Source organism: Tenacibaculum sp. FZY0031 (assembly GCF_036350695.1).
Lineage (GTDB): Bacteria > Bacteroidota > Bacteroidia > Flavobacteriales > Flavobacteriaceae > Polaribacter.
On the sequence record NZ_JAZDVY010000003.1, the window covers coordinates 308,032 to 323,336 of the forward strand.

At 33.1% G+C, this 15,305-nt stretch carries 14 protein-coding genes; 7 read left to right on the top strand and 7 right to left on the bottom strand.

The window, feature by feature from the left end:
• Positions 1 to 13: 13 nt before the first annotated feature.
• The 4 genes from accD (at position 14) to folK (ending at position 5,106) form a co-directional block, all read left to right on the top strand.
• Positions 14 to 871, top strand: coding sequence for an acetyl-CoA carboxylase, carboxyltransferase subunit beta (gene accD, locus V1T75_RS05780; RefSeq protein WP_330487607.1), 858 nt, complete (start codon positions 14 to 16; stop codon positions 869 to 871).
• 130 nt (positions 872 to 1,001) lie between these two features.
• Complete coding sequence (rpsO, locus tag V1T75_RS05785) at positions 1,002 to 1,271, top strand: 30S ribosomal protein S15 (RefSeq protein ID WP_047788611.1); 270 nt, start codon at positions 1,002 to 1,004, stop codon at positions 1,269 to 1,271.
• Positions 1,272 to 1,458: 187 nt separating this feature from the next.
• Positions 1,459 to 3,696 (top strand): polyribonucleotide nucleotidyltransferase, encoded by a 2,238-nt coding sequence (locus V1T75_RS05790; RefSeq protein ID WP_330487608.1) that lies wholly within the window; start codon positions 1,459 to 1,461, stop codon positions 3,694 to 3,696.
• 279 nt (positions 3,697 to 3,975) lie between these two features.
• Positions 3,976 to 5,106 carry a 2-amino-4-hydroxy-6-hydroxymethyldihydropteridine diphosphokinase gene (gene folK / locus V1T75_RS05795; protein WP_330487609.1) on the top strand — a complete coding sequence of 377 codons (1,131 nt, stop codon included), beginning with the start codon at positions 3,976 to 3,978 and terminating at the stop codon, positions 5,104 to 5,106.
• Between the two features lie 28 nt (positions 5,107 to 5,134).
• Here the strand turns inward: folK and gldC are convergent, their stop codons facing one another.
• Both gldC and gldB read right to left on the bottom strand, forming a co-directional pair.
• Positions 5,135 to 5,473, bottom strand: coding sequence for a gliding motility protein GldC (gene gldC, locus V1T75_RS05800; protein ID WP_330487610.1), 339 nt, complete (start codon positions 5,471 to 5,473; stop codon positions 5,135 to 5,137).
• The gene (gene gldB / locus V1T75_RS05805; RefSeq protein ID WP_330487611.1) at positions 5,473 to 6,435 is read right to left on the bottom strand and encodes a gliding motility lipoprotein GldB; all 963 of its coding nucleotides are present in this window, start codon (positions 6,433 to 6,435) and stop codon (positions 5,473 to 5,475) included. Before gldB ends, gldC begins: the two co-directional genes overlap by 1 nt.
• A gap of 91 nt (positions 6,436 to 6,526) precedes the next feature.
• On the opposite strand from gldB, the gene nadE reads away from it, so the two are divergent.
• Positions 6,527 to 7,315: an NAD(+) synthase gene (nadE, locus tag V1T75_RS05810; RefSeq protein ID WP_330487612.1), complete on the top strand. Its 789-nt coding sequence runs from the start codon at positions 6,527 to 6,529 to the stop codon at positions 7,313 to 7,315.
• A gap of 214 nt (positions 7,316 to 7,529) precedes the next feature.
• Here the strand turns inward: nadE and dnaG are convergent, their stop codons facing one another.
• Entirely contained in the window at positions 7,530 to 9,539 is a 2,010-nt protein-coding gene (dnaG, locus tag V1T75_RS05815) for a DNA primase (RefSeq protein WP_330487613.1), read from the bottom strand.
• A 128-nt stretch (positions 9,540 to 9,667) separates the two neighbouring features.
• Here dnaG and V1T75_RS05820 point away from each other — a divergent pair, with 128 nt between their 5' ends.
• The gene (locus V1T75_RS05820) at positions 9,668 to 10,591 is read left to right on the top strand and encodes a leucine-rich repeat domain-containing protein (protein WP_330487614.1); all 924 of its coding nucleotides are present in this window, start codon (positions 9,668 to 9,670) and stop codon (positions 10,589 to 10,591) included.
• Positions 10,592 to 10,663: 72 nt separating this feature from the next.
• Here V1T75_RS05820 and clpX read toward each other — a convergent pair whose 3' ends face one another.
• The 4 genes from clpX to V1T75_RS05840 form a co-directional block, all read right to left on the bottom strand.
• Complete coding sequence (clpX, locus tag V1T75_RS05825; protein WP_330487615.1) at positions 10,664 to 11,902, bottom strand: ATP-dependent Clp protease ATP-binding subunit ClpX; 1,239 nt, start codon at positions 11,900 to 11,902, stop codon at positions 10,664 to 10,666.
• A gap of 43 nt (positions 11,903 to 11,945) precedes the next feature.
• Entirely contained in the window at positions 11,946 to 12,605 is a 660-nt protein-coding gene (clpP, locus tag V1T75_RS05830; RefSeq protein WP_330487616.1) for an ATP-dependent Clp endopeptidase proteolytic subunit ClpP, read from the bottom strand.
• Positions 12,606 to 12,734: 129 nt separating this feature from the next.
• Positions 12,735 to 14,057 (bottom strand): trigger factor, encoded by a 1,323-nt coding sequence (gene tig / locus V1T75_RS05835; protein WP_330487617.1) that lies wholly within the window; start codon positions 14,055 to 14,057, stop codon positions 12,735 to 12,737.
• A 131-nt stretch (positions 14,058 to 14,188) separates the two neighbouring features.
• Complete coding sequence (locus V1T75_RS05840; protein WP_330487618.1) at positions 14,189 to 14,536, bottom strand: phage holin family protein; 348 nt, start codon at positions 14,534 to 14,536, stop codon at positions 14,189 to 14,191.
• Positions 14,537 to 14,734: 198 nt separating this feature from the next.
• Between V1T75_RS05840 and V1T75_RS05845 the strand changes: the two genes are divergently transcribed.
• Positions 14,735 to 15,301, top strand: coding sequence for a Crp/Fnr family transcriptional regulator (locus tag V1T75_RS05845; RefSeq protein WP_330487619.1), 567 nt, complete (start codon positions 14,735 to 14,737; stop codon positions 15,299 to 15,301).
• Positions 15,302 to 15,305: the final 4 nt, after the last annotated feature.

The following is a 15,305-nucleotide window of genomic DNA, read 5'->3' on the forward strand; positions in this document are numbered from 1 at the left end:
AAAAAACTAAATTATGGCTTGGTTTAAACGTACAGACAAAGGGATTCAAACCCCAACAGAAGAAAAAAAAGACACCCCAAAAGGCTTGTGGTATAAAACCCCAAGCGGAAAAATAATTGACACTGACGAACTTAAAAAAAACCTATATGTAAGTCCAGAAGATGGCTACCATGTACGTGTGGGAAGTAAAGAATATTTTGAAATATTTTTTGACAATAATGAGTTCACAGAACTTGCTCCTAAACTGTCAGCTAAAGACCCTTTAAAATTTGAGGACACAAAAAAATATCCTGAAAAATTAAAGGCAGCTCAAAAGAAAACAGGTTTAAAAGATGCTGCGCGCGCTGCTGTTGGTAAATCAATGGGGAAAGATTTGGTAATTGCTTCAATGGACTTTGCTTTTATTGGAGGGTCTATGGGAAGTGTTGTTGGTGAAAAAATAGCAAGAGCTATAGATTACTCTATCCAAAACAACGTTCCTTTTTTAATGATTTCTAAATCTGGAGGAGCTCGTATGCAAGAAGCCTTACTTTCTTTGATGCAATTAGCCAAGACTTCTGCAAAGCTAGCACAATTAGCAGAAGCTAAAATTCCATACATATCTTTATGTACCGACCCAACTACTGGAGGAACTACAGCTTCCTTTGCTATGTTAGGAGATATTAACATTGCAGAACCAAATGCTTTGATTGGATTTGCAGGACCACGTGTCGTAAAAGATACAACCGGTAAAGATTTACCAGACGGATTCCAACGTTCTGAATTTTTATTAGAACATGGTTTCTTAGATGCTATTTACGAGCGAAAAGACTTAAAAAAACAAGTAAACTTGTATTTAGATTTAATACAAAACCAACCTGTAAGAGCATAATAAAAAAAGCTGGCGTTTGCTAGCTTTTTTGCTTTCTAACTTTTTCGTTTCCATTCCAAAAAATAATCGTACATTTGCAACTTCAATGTAAATGCATTGAGTACATAATAATCATTTAAATAATATTGGCATGTATTTAACAAAAGAAGTTAAAGAACAAATCTTCGCAAAACACGGTAAAGGAGCAAATGATACTGGTACTGCAGAAGGTCAAATCGCGTTATTTACGCACAGAATTAACCACTTAACTGAGCACTTAAAGAAAAATCGTAAAGATTTCAACACAGAACGCTCGTTAGTACGTATGGTAGGTAAGCGTAGAAGCTTATTAGATTATCTAAAGAAAAAAGAGATTAATAGATATCGTGCGATTATTAAAGAATTAGGAATTAGAAAATAATTCTACAAGAAAAGAGGCTCTATAAACGTGCCTCTTTTTTATTTTAAACTAAATAGTATTTCTGACTAACAACCAGAAATTTATATATAAAAAGCTCAAAATTACTAACAACAATTTTGATTTTCCATTGGAGCAACAACAACACAACAACAAACAAAAACGAATTAAAATTTAGAAGAATTAATTTATGATTCCAAAAGTATTTAACCAAGTAATAGAACTTGGAGATGGGAGAACCATCACATTAGAAACAGGAAAATTAGCAAAACAAGCAGATGGTTCTGTTGTTGTAAGAATGGGAGATACAATGTTATTAGCAACAGTTGTATCAGCAAGAACTGCAAATCCAGGTATTGACTTTTTACCTTTAACGGTAGATTACCGTGAAAAATTTGCTGCCGCGGGTCGTTATCCGGGTGGGTTTATGAAGCGTGAAGCACGTCCTTCAAACGAAGAAATTTTAACAATGCGTTTAGTAGACCGTGTATTGCGTCCGCTTTTCCCAAAAGATTATCATGCTGAAACTCAGGTGATGATTCAATTAATGTCTCATGACGAAGAGGTAATGCCAGACGCTTTAGCTGGTTTAGCAGCCTCTGCTGCCATTCAATTATCAGACATTCCTTTTGAAACACCAATTTCAGAAGTACGTGTAGCAAGAATTAACGGAGAGTTTGTTATTAACCCTAGTTATACACAATTACAAGAAGCTGACATTGATATGATGATTGGTGCTTCTGCCGATTCAGTTGCCATGGTAGAAGGTGAAATGAAAGAAATTTCAGAAGAAGAAATGGCGGATGCAATTAAATTTGCACACGAAGCTATTAAAGTACAATGTGCTGCTCAAGTTGCTTTGGCTGAAGCTGTTGGCAAAAAAGAAACTCGTGAGTATGAAGGAGAAAGAGAAGATGAAGAATTGGCTCAAAAAATTCACGATGCAGCTTACCAAAAATGTTATGATATTGCAAAAAAAGGAACTTCTAAACAAGAAAGAGGATTAGCTTTTTCTGAAGTTAAAGAAGAGGTTACCGCAATGTTTACCGAAGAAGAATTAGAAGAATACGGAGACTTAATTGGTAAATACTTTAGCAAAGCTCACAAAACAGCTGTTAGAGATTTAACTTTAAATGAAGGTTTACGTTTAGATGGGCGTACTACTACAGATATTAGACCTATTTGGTGTGAAGTAGATTATTTACCAAGAACTCATGGTTCATCTATCTTTACACGTGGAGAAACTCAAGCATTGGCTACAGTTACCTTAGGTACTTCTAGAGATGCAAATATGGTAGATTCTCCGACATTACAAGGTGAAGAAAAATTCTATTTACACTATAACTTCCCTCCTTTTTCAACGGGAGAAGCACGCCCTTTAAGAGGAACGTCTCGTCGTGAAATTGGTCACGGAAACTTAGCTCAAAGAGCTTTAAAAGGAATGATTCCTGAAGATTGCCCGTATACAGTTCGTATAGTATCTGAGGTATTAGAATCTAATGGTTCTTCTTCAATGGCAACTGTTTGTTCGGGTACTATGGCATTAATGGATGCGGGTGTTCAAATGAAAAAACCAGTTTCAGGTATTGCAATGGGATTAATTTCTGACGGTGATCGTTATGCTGTATTATCTGATATTTTAGGGGATGAAGATCATTTAGGAGATATGGACTTTAAAGTTACAGGTACTGCTGACGGTATTACTGCTTGTCAGATGGATATTAAGATTAAAGGATTATCTTATGAAATCTTAGTAAACGCATTAAAACAAGCTCGTGATGGTCGTTTACACATCTTAGAAAAATTAACGGACACTATCGCTACTCCTAATGAAGATGTAAAAGCTCATGCACCTAAAATGGTGAATAGAGTAATTCCTAACGATTTAATAGGAGCCTTTATTGGACCTGGTGGAAAACACATCCAAGAGTTACAAAAAGAAACAGAAACTACGATTGTTATTAACGAAGATCCTGTTACAGAAGAAGGAATTGTTGAGATTTTAGGAACTAACCAAGAAGGTATAGATAAAGTTATAGCTCGTATTGAATCTATGATGTTCAAACCTGAAAAAGGTTCTGTATACGAAGTAAAAGTTATAAAAATATTAGATTTTGGCGCTGTTGTTGAATATACAGAAGCTCCAGGAAATGAAGTTTTATTACACGTTAGCGAGTTAGCTTGGGAACGTACAAACAACGTTACAGATGTAGTGAACATTGGTGATGTTATTGATGTAAAATACTTTGGTGTTGACCCTAAAACTCGTAAAGAAAAAGTTTCTCGTAAAGCCTTATTACCTAAACCTGAAGGTTATGTAGCTAGACCACCTAGAGACAATAACAGAGATAATAGAGGTCGTGATAATCGTAACCGCGATAATCGTCGTGACGATAGAAAACCTAGACAAGATAAAAAAGAATCGTAAGACTCTATTTTAGATATAAAAAAGCAACCTTAAAAGGTTGCTTTTTTATTTTATATACATCTTTAAAATGAAGAAAGGCTGCTAAATTAGCAGCCTTTTACTTAGAGTTGTTTCAGATCATTCCCCAATAATCATATAAAAATCTTACTCTATAAAGAAATCCACTACTATAACAGTTGAAAAATAAAATACCCTACCCCTTTTTGAAAAATTTATTTAAATAAAAAATCTTTTTTTAGCTTTTGTTTTTTTAGTTTTAGTTTTCTTTGCATCCCATTCATGAAAATACAACGAATCACATATATTTCTATAGGAACCAATCAAGGAGATAAGCTCGCCAATATTCAGCAAGCAATTAACTTAGTTGCCAATAAGGTAGGCGCTGTATTAAAAGTAGCGTCTGTATACGAAACTGCTTCATGGGGGTTTGATAGTAATAATTTTTACAATACATGTATTAAAGTTTCAACGCATTTACCTCCAGAACAATTAATACTTAGACTACTATCAATAGAAAAAGAACTTGGAAGAACTCGAAAAAACACCGATGGGTATTCTGATAGGCTAATAGATTTAGATATTTTATTATTTGATGATGAGATTATCTTTTCTAAAACCTTAATCGTACCGCATCCAAGAATGTTAGAACGCAAATTTGCTTTAGTTCCGTTGGTTGAAATTGCCCGCAATGTTATTCACCCAATAGAAAAAAAGCATTTATATATTTGTTTAGAAAATTGTGCAGACATTTCTGAAATCACCAAATTAGAGGTACAGTTAAAGCGCCCGATTCCTATTACCGAGAAGTATAATTACATTGCTATTGAAGGTAATATTGGTGCTGGTAAAACCTCATTAGCCAATATGATGTCTGATGAATTCAATGCTAAAATTGTCTTAGAACGCTTTGCAGACAATCCATTTTTACCTAAGTTTTACAACGACAATGAACGTTATGCCTTTCCGTTAGAAATGAGTTTTTTAGCAGATCGTTACCAACAACTTTCTGATGATTTGGCGCAGTTTGATTTGTTTAAAAACTTTATTGTTTCTGATTACTACATTTTTAAATCGCTTATTTTTGCACAAGTCACTTTACATAGTGATGAATATAAGTTGTATAGAAAAATGTTCGATTTAATGTACAAAGAAATTACAAAGCCTGATTTGTATGTATATTTATATCAAAACACAGAACGCTTACTAGAAAATATTAAAAAGCGCGGACGCGATTACGAGCAAAATATAGAAGCAAGTTATTTACAAAAAATCCATGATGGGTATAGCAATTTTATCAAAACACAACCTGATTTAAACATTCTAATTGTTGATGTTTCTGATTTAGATTTTGTTAATAACCATGAAGATTACGAAACTATCATTAATAGGATAAAAAACTACAATGCATAAAAAAAGCAGCTTTGAAAGCTGCTTTTTTTTATTTTTGAATTAACTCTAGCTTTTCAGCAAAATAGTCACAAAAATCGCGCATGGTAGCACTCATTTTTTCGTCGTTTGTGGCTCTTTCAAAAGAGTTTGCCATAGATACTAAGGTTTGATGAAAAAACTGCTTCATTTCGTCTACAGGCATATCTTTAGTCCATAAATCCATACGCAAGGTATCTTTTTGTTTATGATCCCAAACAGATAGCATAATTGCTTTTGAAGCTTCATCTTTTATACCTCCGTCTTCTGCATTCCAAGTAATTTGTTCTGGAATTCTGTTTTCGTCTAACCCTACTTTAAATGTTATTGTTGATGTATGCTCTATCGCCATTATCTTTTTGGTTTATATCTTGAGTTTTTGAAGATTTCCTCTTCACTTGTTTGTAATAATGTATGCAAAGATACATCATTCTTTTGCATGTACGAACGTACGATTTGCCAACCAATCCACTCTCCTATTCTTCCTGGTGATTGACTATCTTCTTCCATATAGAACTTAGAAAAAGGAGCTAAATCTAAAAAACGTTTGTCAACATCTTTACTAGTACTGTATAACAAATCTTTTGTTATAAAATACATCCATATTTGCTCTTCATTACTTTTTGCCCACTTTAGTTTTTCTTGTGAATATCCTATTTTTACAGCATCAGGTATTTTGGGTAAATAGGCATCTAGCAAATACATTTTTTTTCCTCGATAAATCATTTTATCGATAAAACTTCTTGCCCTACTTGGCAACATTTGCTTGCTAATTATAGCTTTTGCTACATCAACTACAATATGTTCTTTGGTATTGTTCTGCTTTACATACTCAGGATAATCATTATAAAATTCATGCGTTCTTCCCAAATACGCATCTAAAGAAATGAACAATAAACTATCTGTATATACAACTCTTTTATCATAGTCTATATTCGTTAGGATAGTAATTACTTTCGGGCTCAGAAATCTTGGATTATAATATGTTACATGCTTAAATAATGATGTTAATTGTTCTTTTTCCTCTTCAAAATCTGGGAAAACTTTTTGAGTTTCATCAAACAACTCTTGCTCATCTTTATTGTTTATCTTATTTATCCAAACACTATCTGGTTGAGGAGGAAAAAGCATTGGATATTTTTCCTTTACGTTAGTAAGCTCGTTTGGTTTTGTATTATAAAAATCAACATCAAAACGGTCTAGGTCAATCTTTACGTTAAGATTAGACACATCAACATCTAACTTGTTACTTTCATTATTTTTACATGAAAGACTTATAAAAACTAAGGCAACTAGTGCTAAAATTTTTCTCATGAACTTTAGTATATTTACATTCTAAATTACAACGTCGAAATTACTAAATTAGTTGTTACCTCTTAACTGTAAACTCGTAAAATATCACAAAATGAATACTCCTAAGGTTGCTGAACACATTATAAATTGGTTAAAAGATTACGCTACAAATGCAAAAGTTAATGGTTTTGTTGTAGGAATTTCTGGTGGTATTGATAGTGCAGTTACTTCAACTTTATGTGCTAAAACTGGTTTACCTACCTTGTGTGTTGAACTACCTATTCATCAAGCCAAGAGCCAAGTAAGTAGAGCTAATGAGCATATTAAATTATTAAGAGAACGTTTTAATAATGTAAGTGAAGCTGAAGTAAATTTAACCTCTACTTTTGAAGATTTTAAAACTGTAGTACCACAAGTTGAACCTTCTGCTAAAGTAGATTTAGCACTCGCAAACACTCGTGCCCGCTTACGTATGACAACCTTATATTATTTTGCTGGTTTACACGGTTTATTAGTTGCAGGAACGGGTAATAAAGTAGAAGATTTTGGTGTTGGGTTTTATACTAAATATGGTGATGGTGGTGTCGATTTAAGTCCAATTGCCGATTTAGTAAAGTCTGAAGTTTATGAATTAGCAGCTTATTTAGAAGTTCCTACATCAATTCAAAAAGCACAGCCTACTGATGGTTTGTTTGGAGATAGTAGAACTGATGAGGACCAAATTGGAGCTTCTTACGATGAGTTAGAATGGGCCATGAAAATGCAAGATGCAGGTAAAACTATAGCTGACTTCTCTGGTAGAGAGTTAGCAGTATATAAAATATATACGCATCTGAATCGCATCAATCAACACAAAATGATTCCAATTCCTATTTGTGAAATTCCTAAAGACTTAAAGTAAGTTAACCGACATCATTTGTCGTTTAATTCTTTGGTAGGCACTTTTTTTATGCCCGTTAGAAATATTGAACGGTAACATAACTAGCAACCTAACTAATTCTAGAATTTGTAGCAACTTTCTCATTTTCTTTTAATTTCTTGTTCTTTTTGCAAGTAAAGTTACAAAAAAAATGTTAAGAAGCTTCATTTTTTAAAAAAATAGCAATTTGGCAATCTTAAATTACGCGATTTAGTTTTTCAAAAAGACGTTTTTTCAATCCTGTATAATTACCTATTTCTTCTAAATTGGGTACAGCTTTTTGTTCTTGGCTTTCTTGTAAAATTTCTTTAATTTTTTCTTCAATTAAAACCCTACGTAAGTTTAAAATAGCATCGGTAACTAACTTTGGAAGAATTTTAACGGTTTCCGTTACAAAAACCTCTTTACGCTCCCAATCGCTTAGATTATATTTTTCTTCATCCATTAAAATATTGGTTACTAAACTAGATATTTGCGGATTTTCATGCATCACTAAATGATCTACCTTTATTTTTTCATCTTGATTTAATTGATGAATTAACTCATAATAAGTTAATCTAAAAATTTCGTTAGTAAACTCTATTTCGTCTTCTTGTAAATTTAAATACAGTTCGTTTGATACTGTATTTTGGTATTCTTCTTTTTCTAAAAACGGACGCCCTCTTTCATCAACTGCATCTACCCAATTCACAAAATCAACCACTTCATTTCCATATAGCAACAATATTCTAATGACTTCTTTTTCAAGAATATTTAACTGATTAATGCTTTGTTGTAATTTTCCTTTCCCCCCCTTGATGGCTTCCATGGAAGTTTGTCCTTGCTCTTGAAAATATTCTGGAGGTGGTTGGTTAGGGTCTTGTCCTCCGCTACTCTTTCTCGCTGCTGTTGCTCCCTTTTTTAACAACTGGGCTAACTCACTAAATAGTACTCTTTCAGAAATATCCATAATGCGTGCACATTCTTGTACGTACACTTCACGTTGAATTCCATCAGGAATTTTAGAGATACTCGTAACAATATCTCTAATTAAACCTGCTTTTTTAACAGGATCATTCGCTGCTTCTTTCATTAATAGAGAAACTTTGAACTCAATAAAATCTTGTGATTTTTCTTCTAAGTATTCTTTTAACTCAGCATTCGAATGTGCCTTAGCAAAACTATCGGGGTCTTCTCCTTCTGGAAAAGCTACCACTCTTACATTCATTCCTTGCTCAAGAATTAAATCGATTCCTCGAATTGAGGCTCTAATTCCAGCTGCATCACCATCAAAAAGCACAGTTATATTCTGTGTTAATCGATTTACCAAACGAATCTGATCAGGCGTTAATGCAGTACCAGAAGAGGCCACAACATTCTCAATTCCAGATTGATGAAATGAAATCACATCAGTATACCCTTCTACTAAAAAGCAATTGTCTTCTTTAGCAATTTCTTTTTTAGCTTGGTACAATCCGTAAAGAATTTTACTTTTATGATAAATATCACTCTCGGGAGAGTTTAGGTATTTTGCCGCTTTTTTATCGTTGGTTAGTATTCTACCTCCAAAGCCTAGAATACGACCAGACATACTATGAATAGGAAACATCACACGCCCTTTAAACCGGTCGAACTTTCTCTCTTCTGCTCCTCCTTCTTTTACAATTGTTAATCCTGTAGATTTAAGGTATTTTAACTCATAACCTTTAGCCAGTGCTGCCTTGGTAAAATTATCCCATTCGTCTTTACAGTACCCTAAATCAAATTTTTCGATAGTATCTTCTCTAAACCCTCTCTCTTTGAAATAAGACAACCCAATTGCTCTACCATTTTGTGTATTCATTAGTACATCGTGAAAATAATCTTTGGCAAATTTCGAAACCAAAAACATACTTTCTCGCTCATTCATCTGTTGCTTTTGCTCATCAGACTGCTCGGTTTCTTCAATTTCTATATTGTATTTTTTTGCCAACCAACGTATCGCTTCTGGATAGGTATAATGCTCGTGTTCCATTAAAAAAGAAATCGCATTTCCTCCTTTACCTGTACTAAAATCTTTCCAAATTTGTTTAACAGGCGATACCATAAACGAAGGGGTACGTTCGTCTGTAAACGGACTTAACCCTTTAAAGTTACTTCCAGATTTTTTTAACTGAACGAATTCTCCTATCACCTCCTCTACTCGGGCGCTTTCAAAAACTCTATCTATGGTTTGTTGGGTTATCATATACTATACAAATACAGCAAACAAATATACTACTAGTTTTAAAAGTTATTTTATTCTTACAAAAAACTCTGGGCAAATTTAATTTGCTAAAAACATATAATTACATAATTTTGGCAAAAATTCCCCTTATGATGAAAACAATTACCCCCTTTTGTTTGGCAATATTTTTTGCATTGAATACTTACGCACAAGAAACCATTCGAATTCCTGATATTGGTTTAGAAGAATGTTTAATCAATTTAAAAATAGATTCTAACGGTTTAAACGGTAGTATTACAATTAGTGATGCAGAATATGTGACCAACCTAAATGTTAACGATCCTGTTACCAACAAAGACCTTCCTAACGTATATTCTAAGATTAAAGATTTAACTGGTTTAGAGAGTTTTCCTAATTTAAGACGTTTGGATTGTTTTGGCAATGAAATTAAAAAGATTGATTTATCACAAAGTTCTTCTATAAGTTTCTTAAACTGTAGTGAGAACAAAATTGAACGTTTAGATGTGAGTAAAAACCCTAACTTAACCTATATAAGTTGCGATTATAATAAATTAACCTCATTAATACTTGGTGAAAACCCTAACATTCAAAGTTTATACGCTAGTTACAATCAACTTACTACATTAGATGTTTCAAACTGTCCTAACTTAGAAAGTATGGATGTTACTGGAAACAAAATTAAAACTATTATTGTTAGTGAAGAGCAATTAGCTAACATTCCTCAAGGATGGTATAAAGACAAAAAAACTACCTACACAACACGTAGTGGTATGGCAGCTGACAACAATATTGTTGCAGAAGAAAAGGTTGTTATAGAAGCACAAAAAGCAGTAAAAACCCCTGAAAACAGCAAGTCTAAGGAAGTTAAAAAACCTGTACAGAAGTATGCTGAAAGCTTTATACAATTAGTTGTTTCTGAATATGAAAAAAGCGTATTAAACGAAACCTATTTAAAGCAAATAAGAGAAGACCTTATGTATAAATATGACATTAAAGATGAAGAAATTACTAAATGGATTCAACAATATAGCAAACTTCACAAAGCAGAATAACAGCTTCATTTATTAAAATAAAAACAGCCCTCAATGTATTGAGGGCTGTTTTTATTGTTTTCGATAACGCTTTTAAGAGGCTGCTCTTAATTTCTTTAATGCTGATTTCGTTAATTTCGACTCTGCATATTCTTTTGTTACCTTGAATTCTTTTTCTTCAGAACTTGGCATATCGAACATTGCATCGGTTAAAATAGCTTCACACAACGAACGCAATCCACGTGCACCCAATTTGTATTCTACCGCTTTGTTAACAATAAATTGCAATGCTTCTTCTGTCATAGTAAACTCTACATCATCCATTAAAAACAGCTTCGTATATTGCTTTATAATAGAGTTTTTAGGCTCTGTTAAAATCGCTCTAAGTGTTTTTTCATCTAACGGATTCATATAACTCAATACTGGTAAACGACCAATGATTTCTGGAATTAATCCGAAAGATTTTAAATCTAATGGTGTAATGTACTGCAATAAGTTATCGTGGTCGATTTTATCTTCTTCTACTGAAGCACTGTAGCCAACCGCTTGCATATTTAAACGCTTGCTAATAAATCTGTCTATTCCAGAGAACGCTCCACCAGCAATAAACAAAATATCTTTGGTATTTACTTCAATAAATTTTTGTTCAGGGTGCTTTCTTCCTCCTTTAGGAGCTACATTTACCACAGCTCCTTCTAATAACTTTAGTAAAGCTTGTTGTACTCCTTCTCCAGAAACATCACGTGTAATTGATGGATTGTCTCCTTTACGAGCAATTTTGTCTATCTCATCAATAAATACGATCCCTCTTTCTGCTTTTTCTACATCGTAATCGGCAGCTTGTAACAAACGGCTTAAGATGCTTTCTACATCTTCTCCTACATAACCTGCTTGCGTTAATACAGTAGCATCAACGATAGAAAATGGTACATTTAGCATTCTAGCAATTGTACGAGCTACCAAAGTTTTTCCTGTTCCTGTTTCTCCTACTAAAACAATGTTTGATTTTTCAATTTCTACTTCATCTTCATCATCTCTGGTTTGTAACAATCTTTTGTAGTGATTGTATACTGCTACAGACATGGCTCTTTTTGTTTGGTCTTGCCCTATGATATACTCATCTAAAAAAGCTTTAATTTCTCTTGGCTTTTTTAAGGTAAGGTCTTTCGATAAATCACTTGTTTTAGCTTCAGCTATTTCCTCTTCTACAATTCCATGAGCTTGCTCAATACATTTATCACATATATGTGCATCTAAACCTGCGATTAGTAAATCGGTTTCAGGTTTTTTACGCCCACAAAAGGAACATTGTAAATTTTCTTCTTTCGACATCTTATCAGCTTATTGCCAACAGCTCACTGCTATTAGCTGTTTATTATTTTCTAGTTAAAATTTCGTCTACCATTCCGTAAGCTTTCGCTTCGTCGGCCTTCATCCAATAATCTCTATCAGAATCTTGGTTTACTTTTTCTATTGTTTGCCCCGAATGTTTAGCAATGATTTCGTACAATTCATCTTTTAATTTTAAAATTTCACGCGCTGTAATTTCAATATCAGATGCTTGTCCTTGTGCTCCTCCTAATGGTTGGTGAATCATAATACGAGAATGTGGTAATGCCGAACGTTTTCCTTTTTCTCCTGCACACATTAACACGGCTCCCATAGAAGCAGCCATACCTGTACAAATTGTTGCTACATCTGGTTTAATAAACTGCATGGTATCGTAAATACCTAATCCTGCATATACTCCACCTCCTGGTGAATTGATATAAATTGAAATATCTTTTGATGCATCTACGCTTTCTAGGAACAATAATTGTGCTTGAATCACATTTGCTACTTGGTCGTTAATTCCAGTACCTAAAAAAATAATTCTATCCATCATTAAACGAGAAAAAACATCCATTTGAGTAATGTTCATTTGGCGTTCTTCCATAATGTATGGCGTTAAACTACTCGTTATTTTCCCTAAGTAGTTGCTATTTATTCCGTGGTGCTTAGTTGCGTATTTTTCGAACTCTTTTCCGTAATCCATTTTTAAAATGTTTTTGGGTTATAAAGATGTAAATATAAGAACTATTTCGTTAGTATTTTGTTACAGTTAATGGCTAAAAAAACCTGAATGTACATTCAGGTTTTTATTTATAACATCAGTAGTTAACTGTTATTTGTATACTTCTTTAATGAAATCTTCGTAAGAAACTTCTTTGGTGTCAAAGCTCATGTTTTCTTTATAAAAAGCTAATAATTTTTGAGAAATTAATTGCTCTTGTAAACGACGTGCTTCGTCTTGGTTTTGTAAGATTCTTCCTGCGATATCTTCTAATTCTTTTTCTTCTGGATTCATGTTACCAAACTGTGCCATTTGAGCTCTAATAAATCCTTTTGCATAGTCTACCAACTCTGCATAGTCTAATTTGATATCGTTATCCTTCATAATCTTTCCTTCGATTAATTGGTAACGTAATCCTTTTTCAGACTTATTGTATTCTTCAACAGCTTCATCAGCAGATAATTCTTTTTCACCAGCTGTTTGTAACCACTTTTGTAAAAACTCAACTGGTAAATCAAACTTTGTGTTATCTACTAAGTTCTCAGTAATTGCGTTTAACAATTGTTGATCTGCTTGTTGTTGGAATTGCTTTTCTGCGTCTTCTTTAATTTTATCTTTTAATTCAGTAACTGTTTTTACACTTCCGTCAGCAAATAACTTATCAAATAACTCTTGATCTAATTCAGCTGGTTCTATCTCAGTAATTTCTTCAATAGTAAAAGCTACAGGAATGTCTAAATCGTGAACCTCATCGTGAGATACTCCTAAAGCTCCTTGTAACTTGTGCTCGTCTTCAAATAAGTTTTTCGTTTTTAATTCTAAAACGTCTCCTACTTTAGCACCTACAAACTTTTTTAAGTTTGTTTTTCCTTTAATATCTTTTACAGAAATGGTAGATTTTTTGTTGATTTCTTTCTCTTCGTTTACAAAAGTACCAGTTACGTTAGTTTCTTCAGCAACTTCGTCTTTCGCAGACATTTTACCGTAACGAGATTGAATGTTTTCAACTTCTTTCTCGATTAACTCGTCGGTAGCAACAATGTTATATTGCGTTACTTTGTTTTTTGGTTCTAAGTTTACGTCGAACTCAGGAGCTAATCCTAATTCAAACTCAAAAGAGAATTTATCAGTATCCCAATTGAAATCCTCTTGAACTCTTGGTAACGGGTTACCTAAGATATCTAACTTCTCTTCAACTAAGAATTTGTTTAACGACTCTTGTAAAAGCTTGTTTACCTCATCAATCATTACTGATTTTCCGTATTGCTTTTTCACCATTCCCATAGGTACATGACCTTTTCTAAAACCAGGAATGTTAGCCGTTTTACGGTAATCGTTTAATACTTTTGTTACTTTATCTTGATAATCTTCTGCAACAATATCAACTTTTACAACTGCATTTAATGCATCTACGTTTTCTTTTGTTATATTCATCTTAAAAATCTGTTTCTTAAAAAATCGGGTGCAAAATTACTACTTTATTTATTGATAACCAAGACTTTTAGCCATAAGAATATTATCTTTTTTAGCCCCCTTATTTTCTAGTTTTTAATGTTTTAGGTTACTTATTCGTCTCCTTCATTTAATAGCGAAAACATTAACGATCTGAAAATTGATAGCAATACACTGAACAAGAGCGCTGTAAAAAATCCGCTAACCGCAAATCCCGACACCAATTTATCTGCCAATAATATAATGACCGCATTAATTACAAATAGGAACAGCCCTAGTGTAACAATGGTTGCTGGCAGTGTGAAAAACACTAACAACGGACGTACAAACAGGTTTAACAAGGCAATTACGACTGCTACAATTATTGCAGTTGTATAACTTGCTACCGTTACGCCTGGTAAAATATTTGCCAATACAATTACTGCCAATGCCGTTAGCAATACTTTTAAAAATGTTTTCATATTTCTTTTTTATTTAATGGGTTATGAATTATAAATTTACTCTTTTTCACTGAAACTATTCATTCATAACACTTTATTATACTTTACCACAACCATACCAAAAACAGAAACCTGCTGTTTTGGCAGGTTTAAAATTTTGTTTTAATTTTTGATGGATTTTTCTTTTAACTTCGTCTTATTTTTAACCAAAACAATAAAATGCTCAAAAAACACTTAGCCTCATATAACATTCTTACTAAAGAAGAAATAGACAACTTTGTAAGTTTAGTTAGCTACAAAAAACTGAACAAAGGAGATTTTTTTATTCAAGAAGGAAACACGTGTAAAGAAGTAGCTTTTATTACTTCCGGTATTTTTAGGTCGTTTTATCATTCTTCAGATGAAAAAGAAGTTACGTATTGTTTTTTATCAGAAAACTCATTTCTTACTGCGTATTCATCGTTTATTTCCCAAACAAAGACCAATGAAAACATTCAGGCACTAACCGATGCGGAACTCTACAGTATTACCAAAAAACAATTTGTAACGCTAGAAAACTCAAGCACCAACTGGTTACGCCTTTTTAAAATTTTTGCAGAGCAAGAATACATAAATCTTGAAAACAGAATTTTTGTACTACAAAATGAAAGTGCTGAAAACCGTTATAAAAAACTACTAGAAACACACCCTAGCTATTTACAAACCATACCTCTGCAATACCTTGCTTCTTATTTAGGCATTACGCAACGACATTTGAGCCGAATTAGAAAATCGGTTTTTTATTAGACAA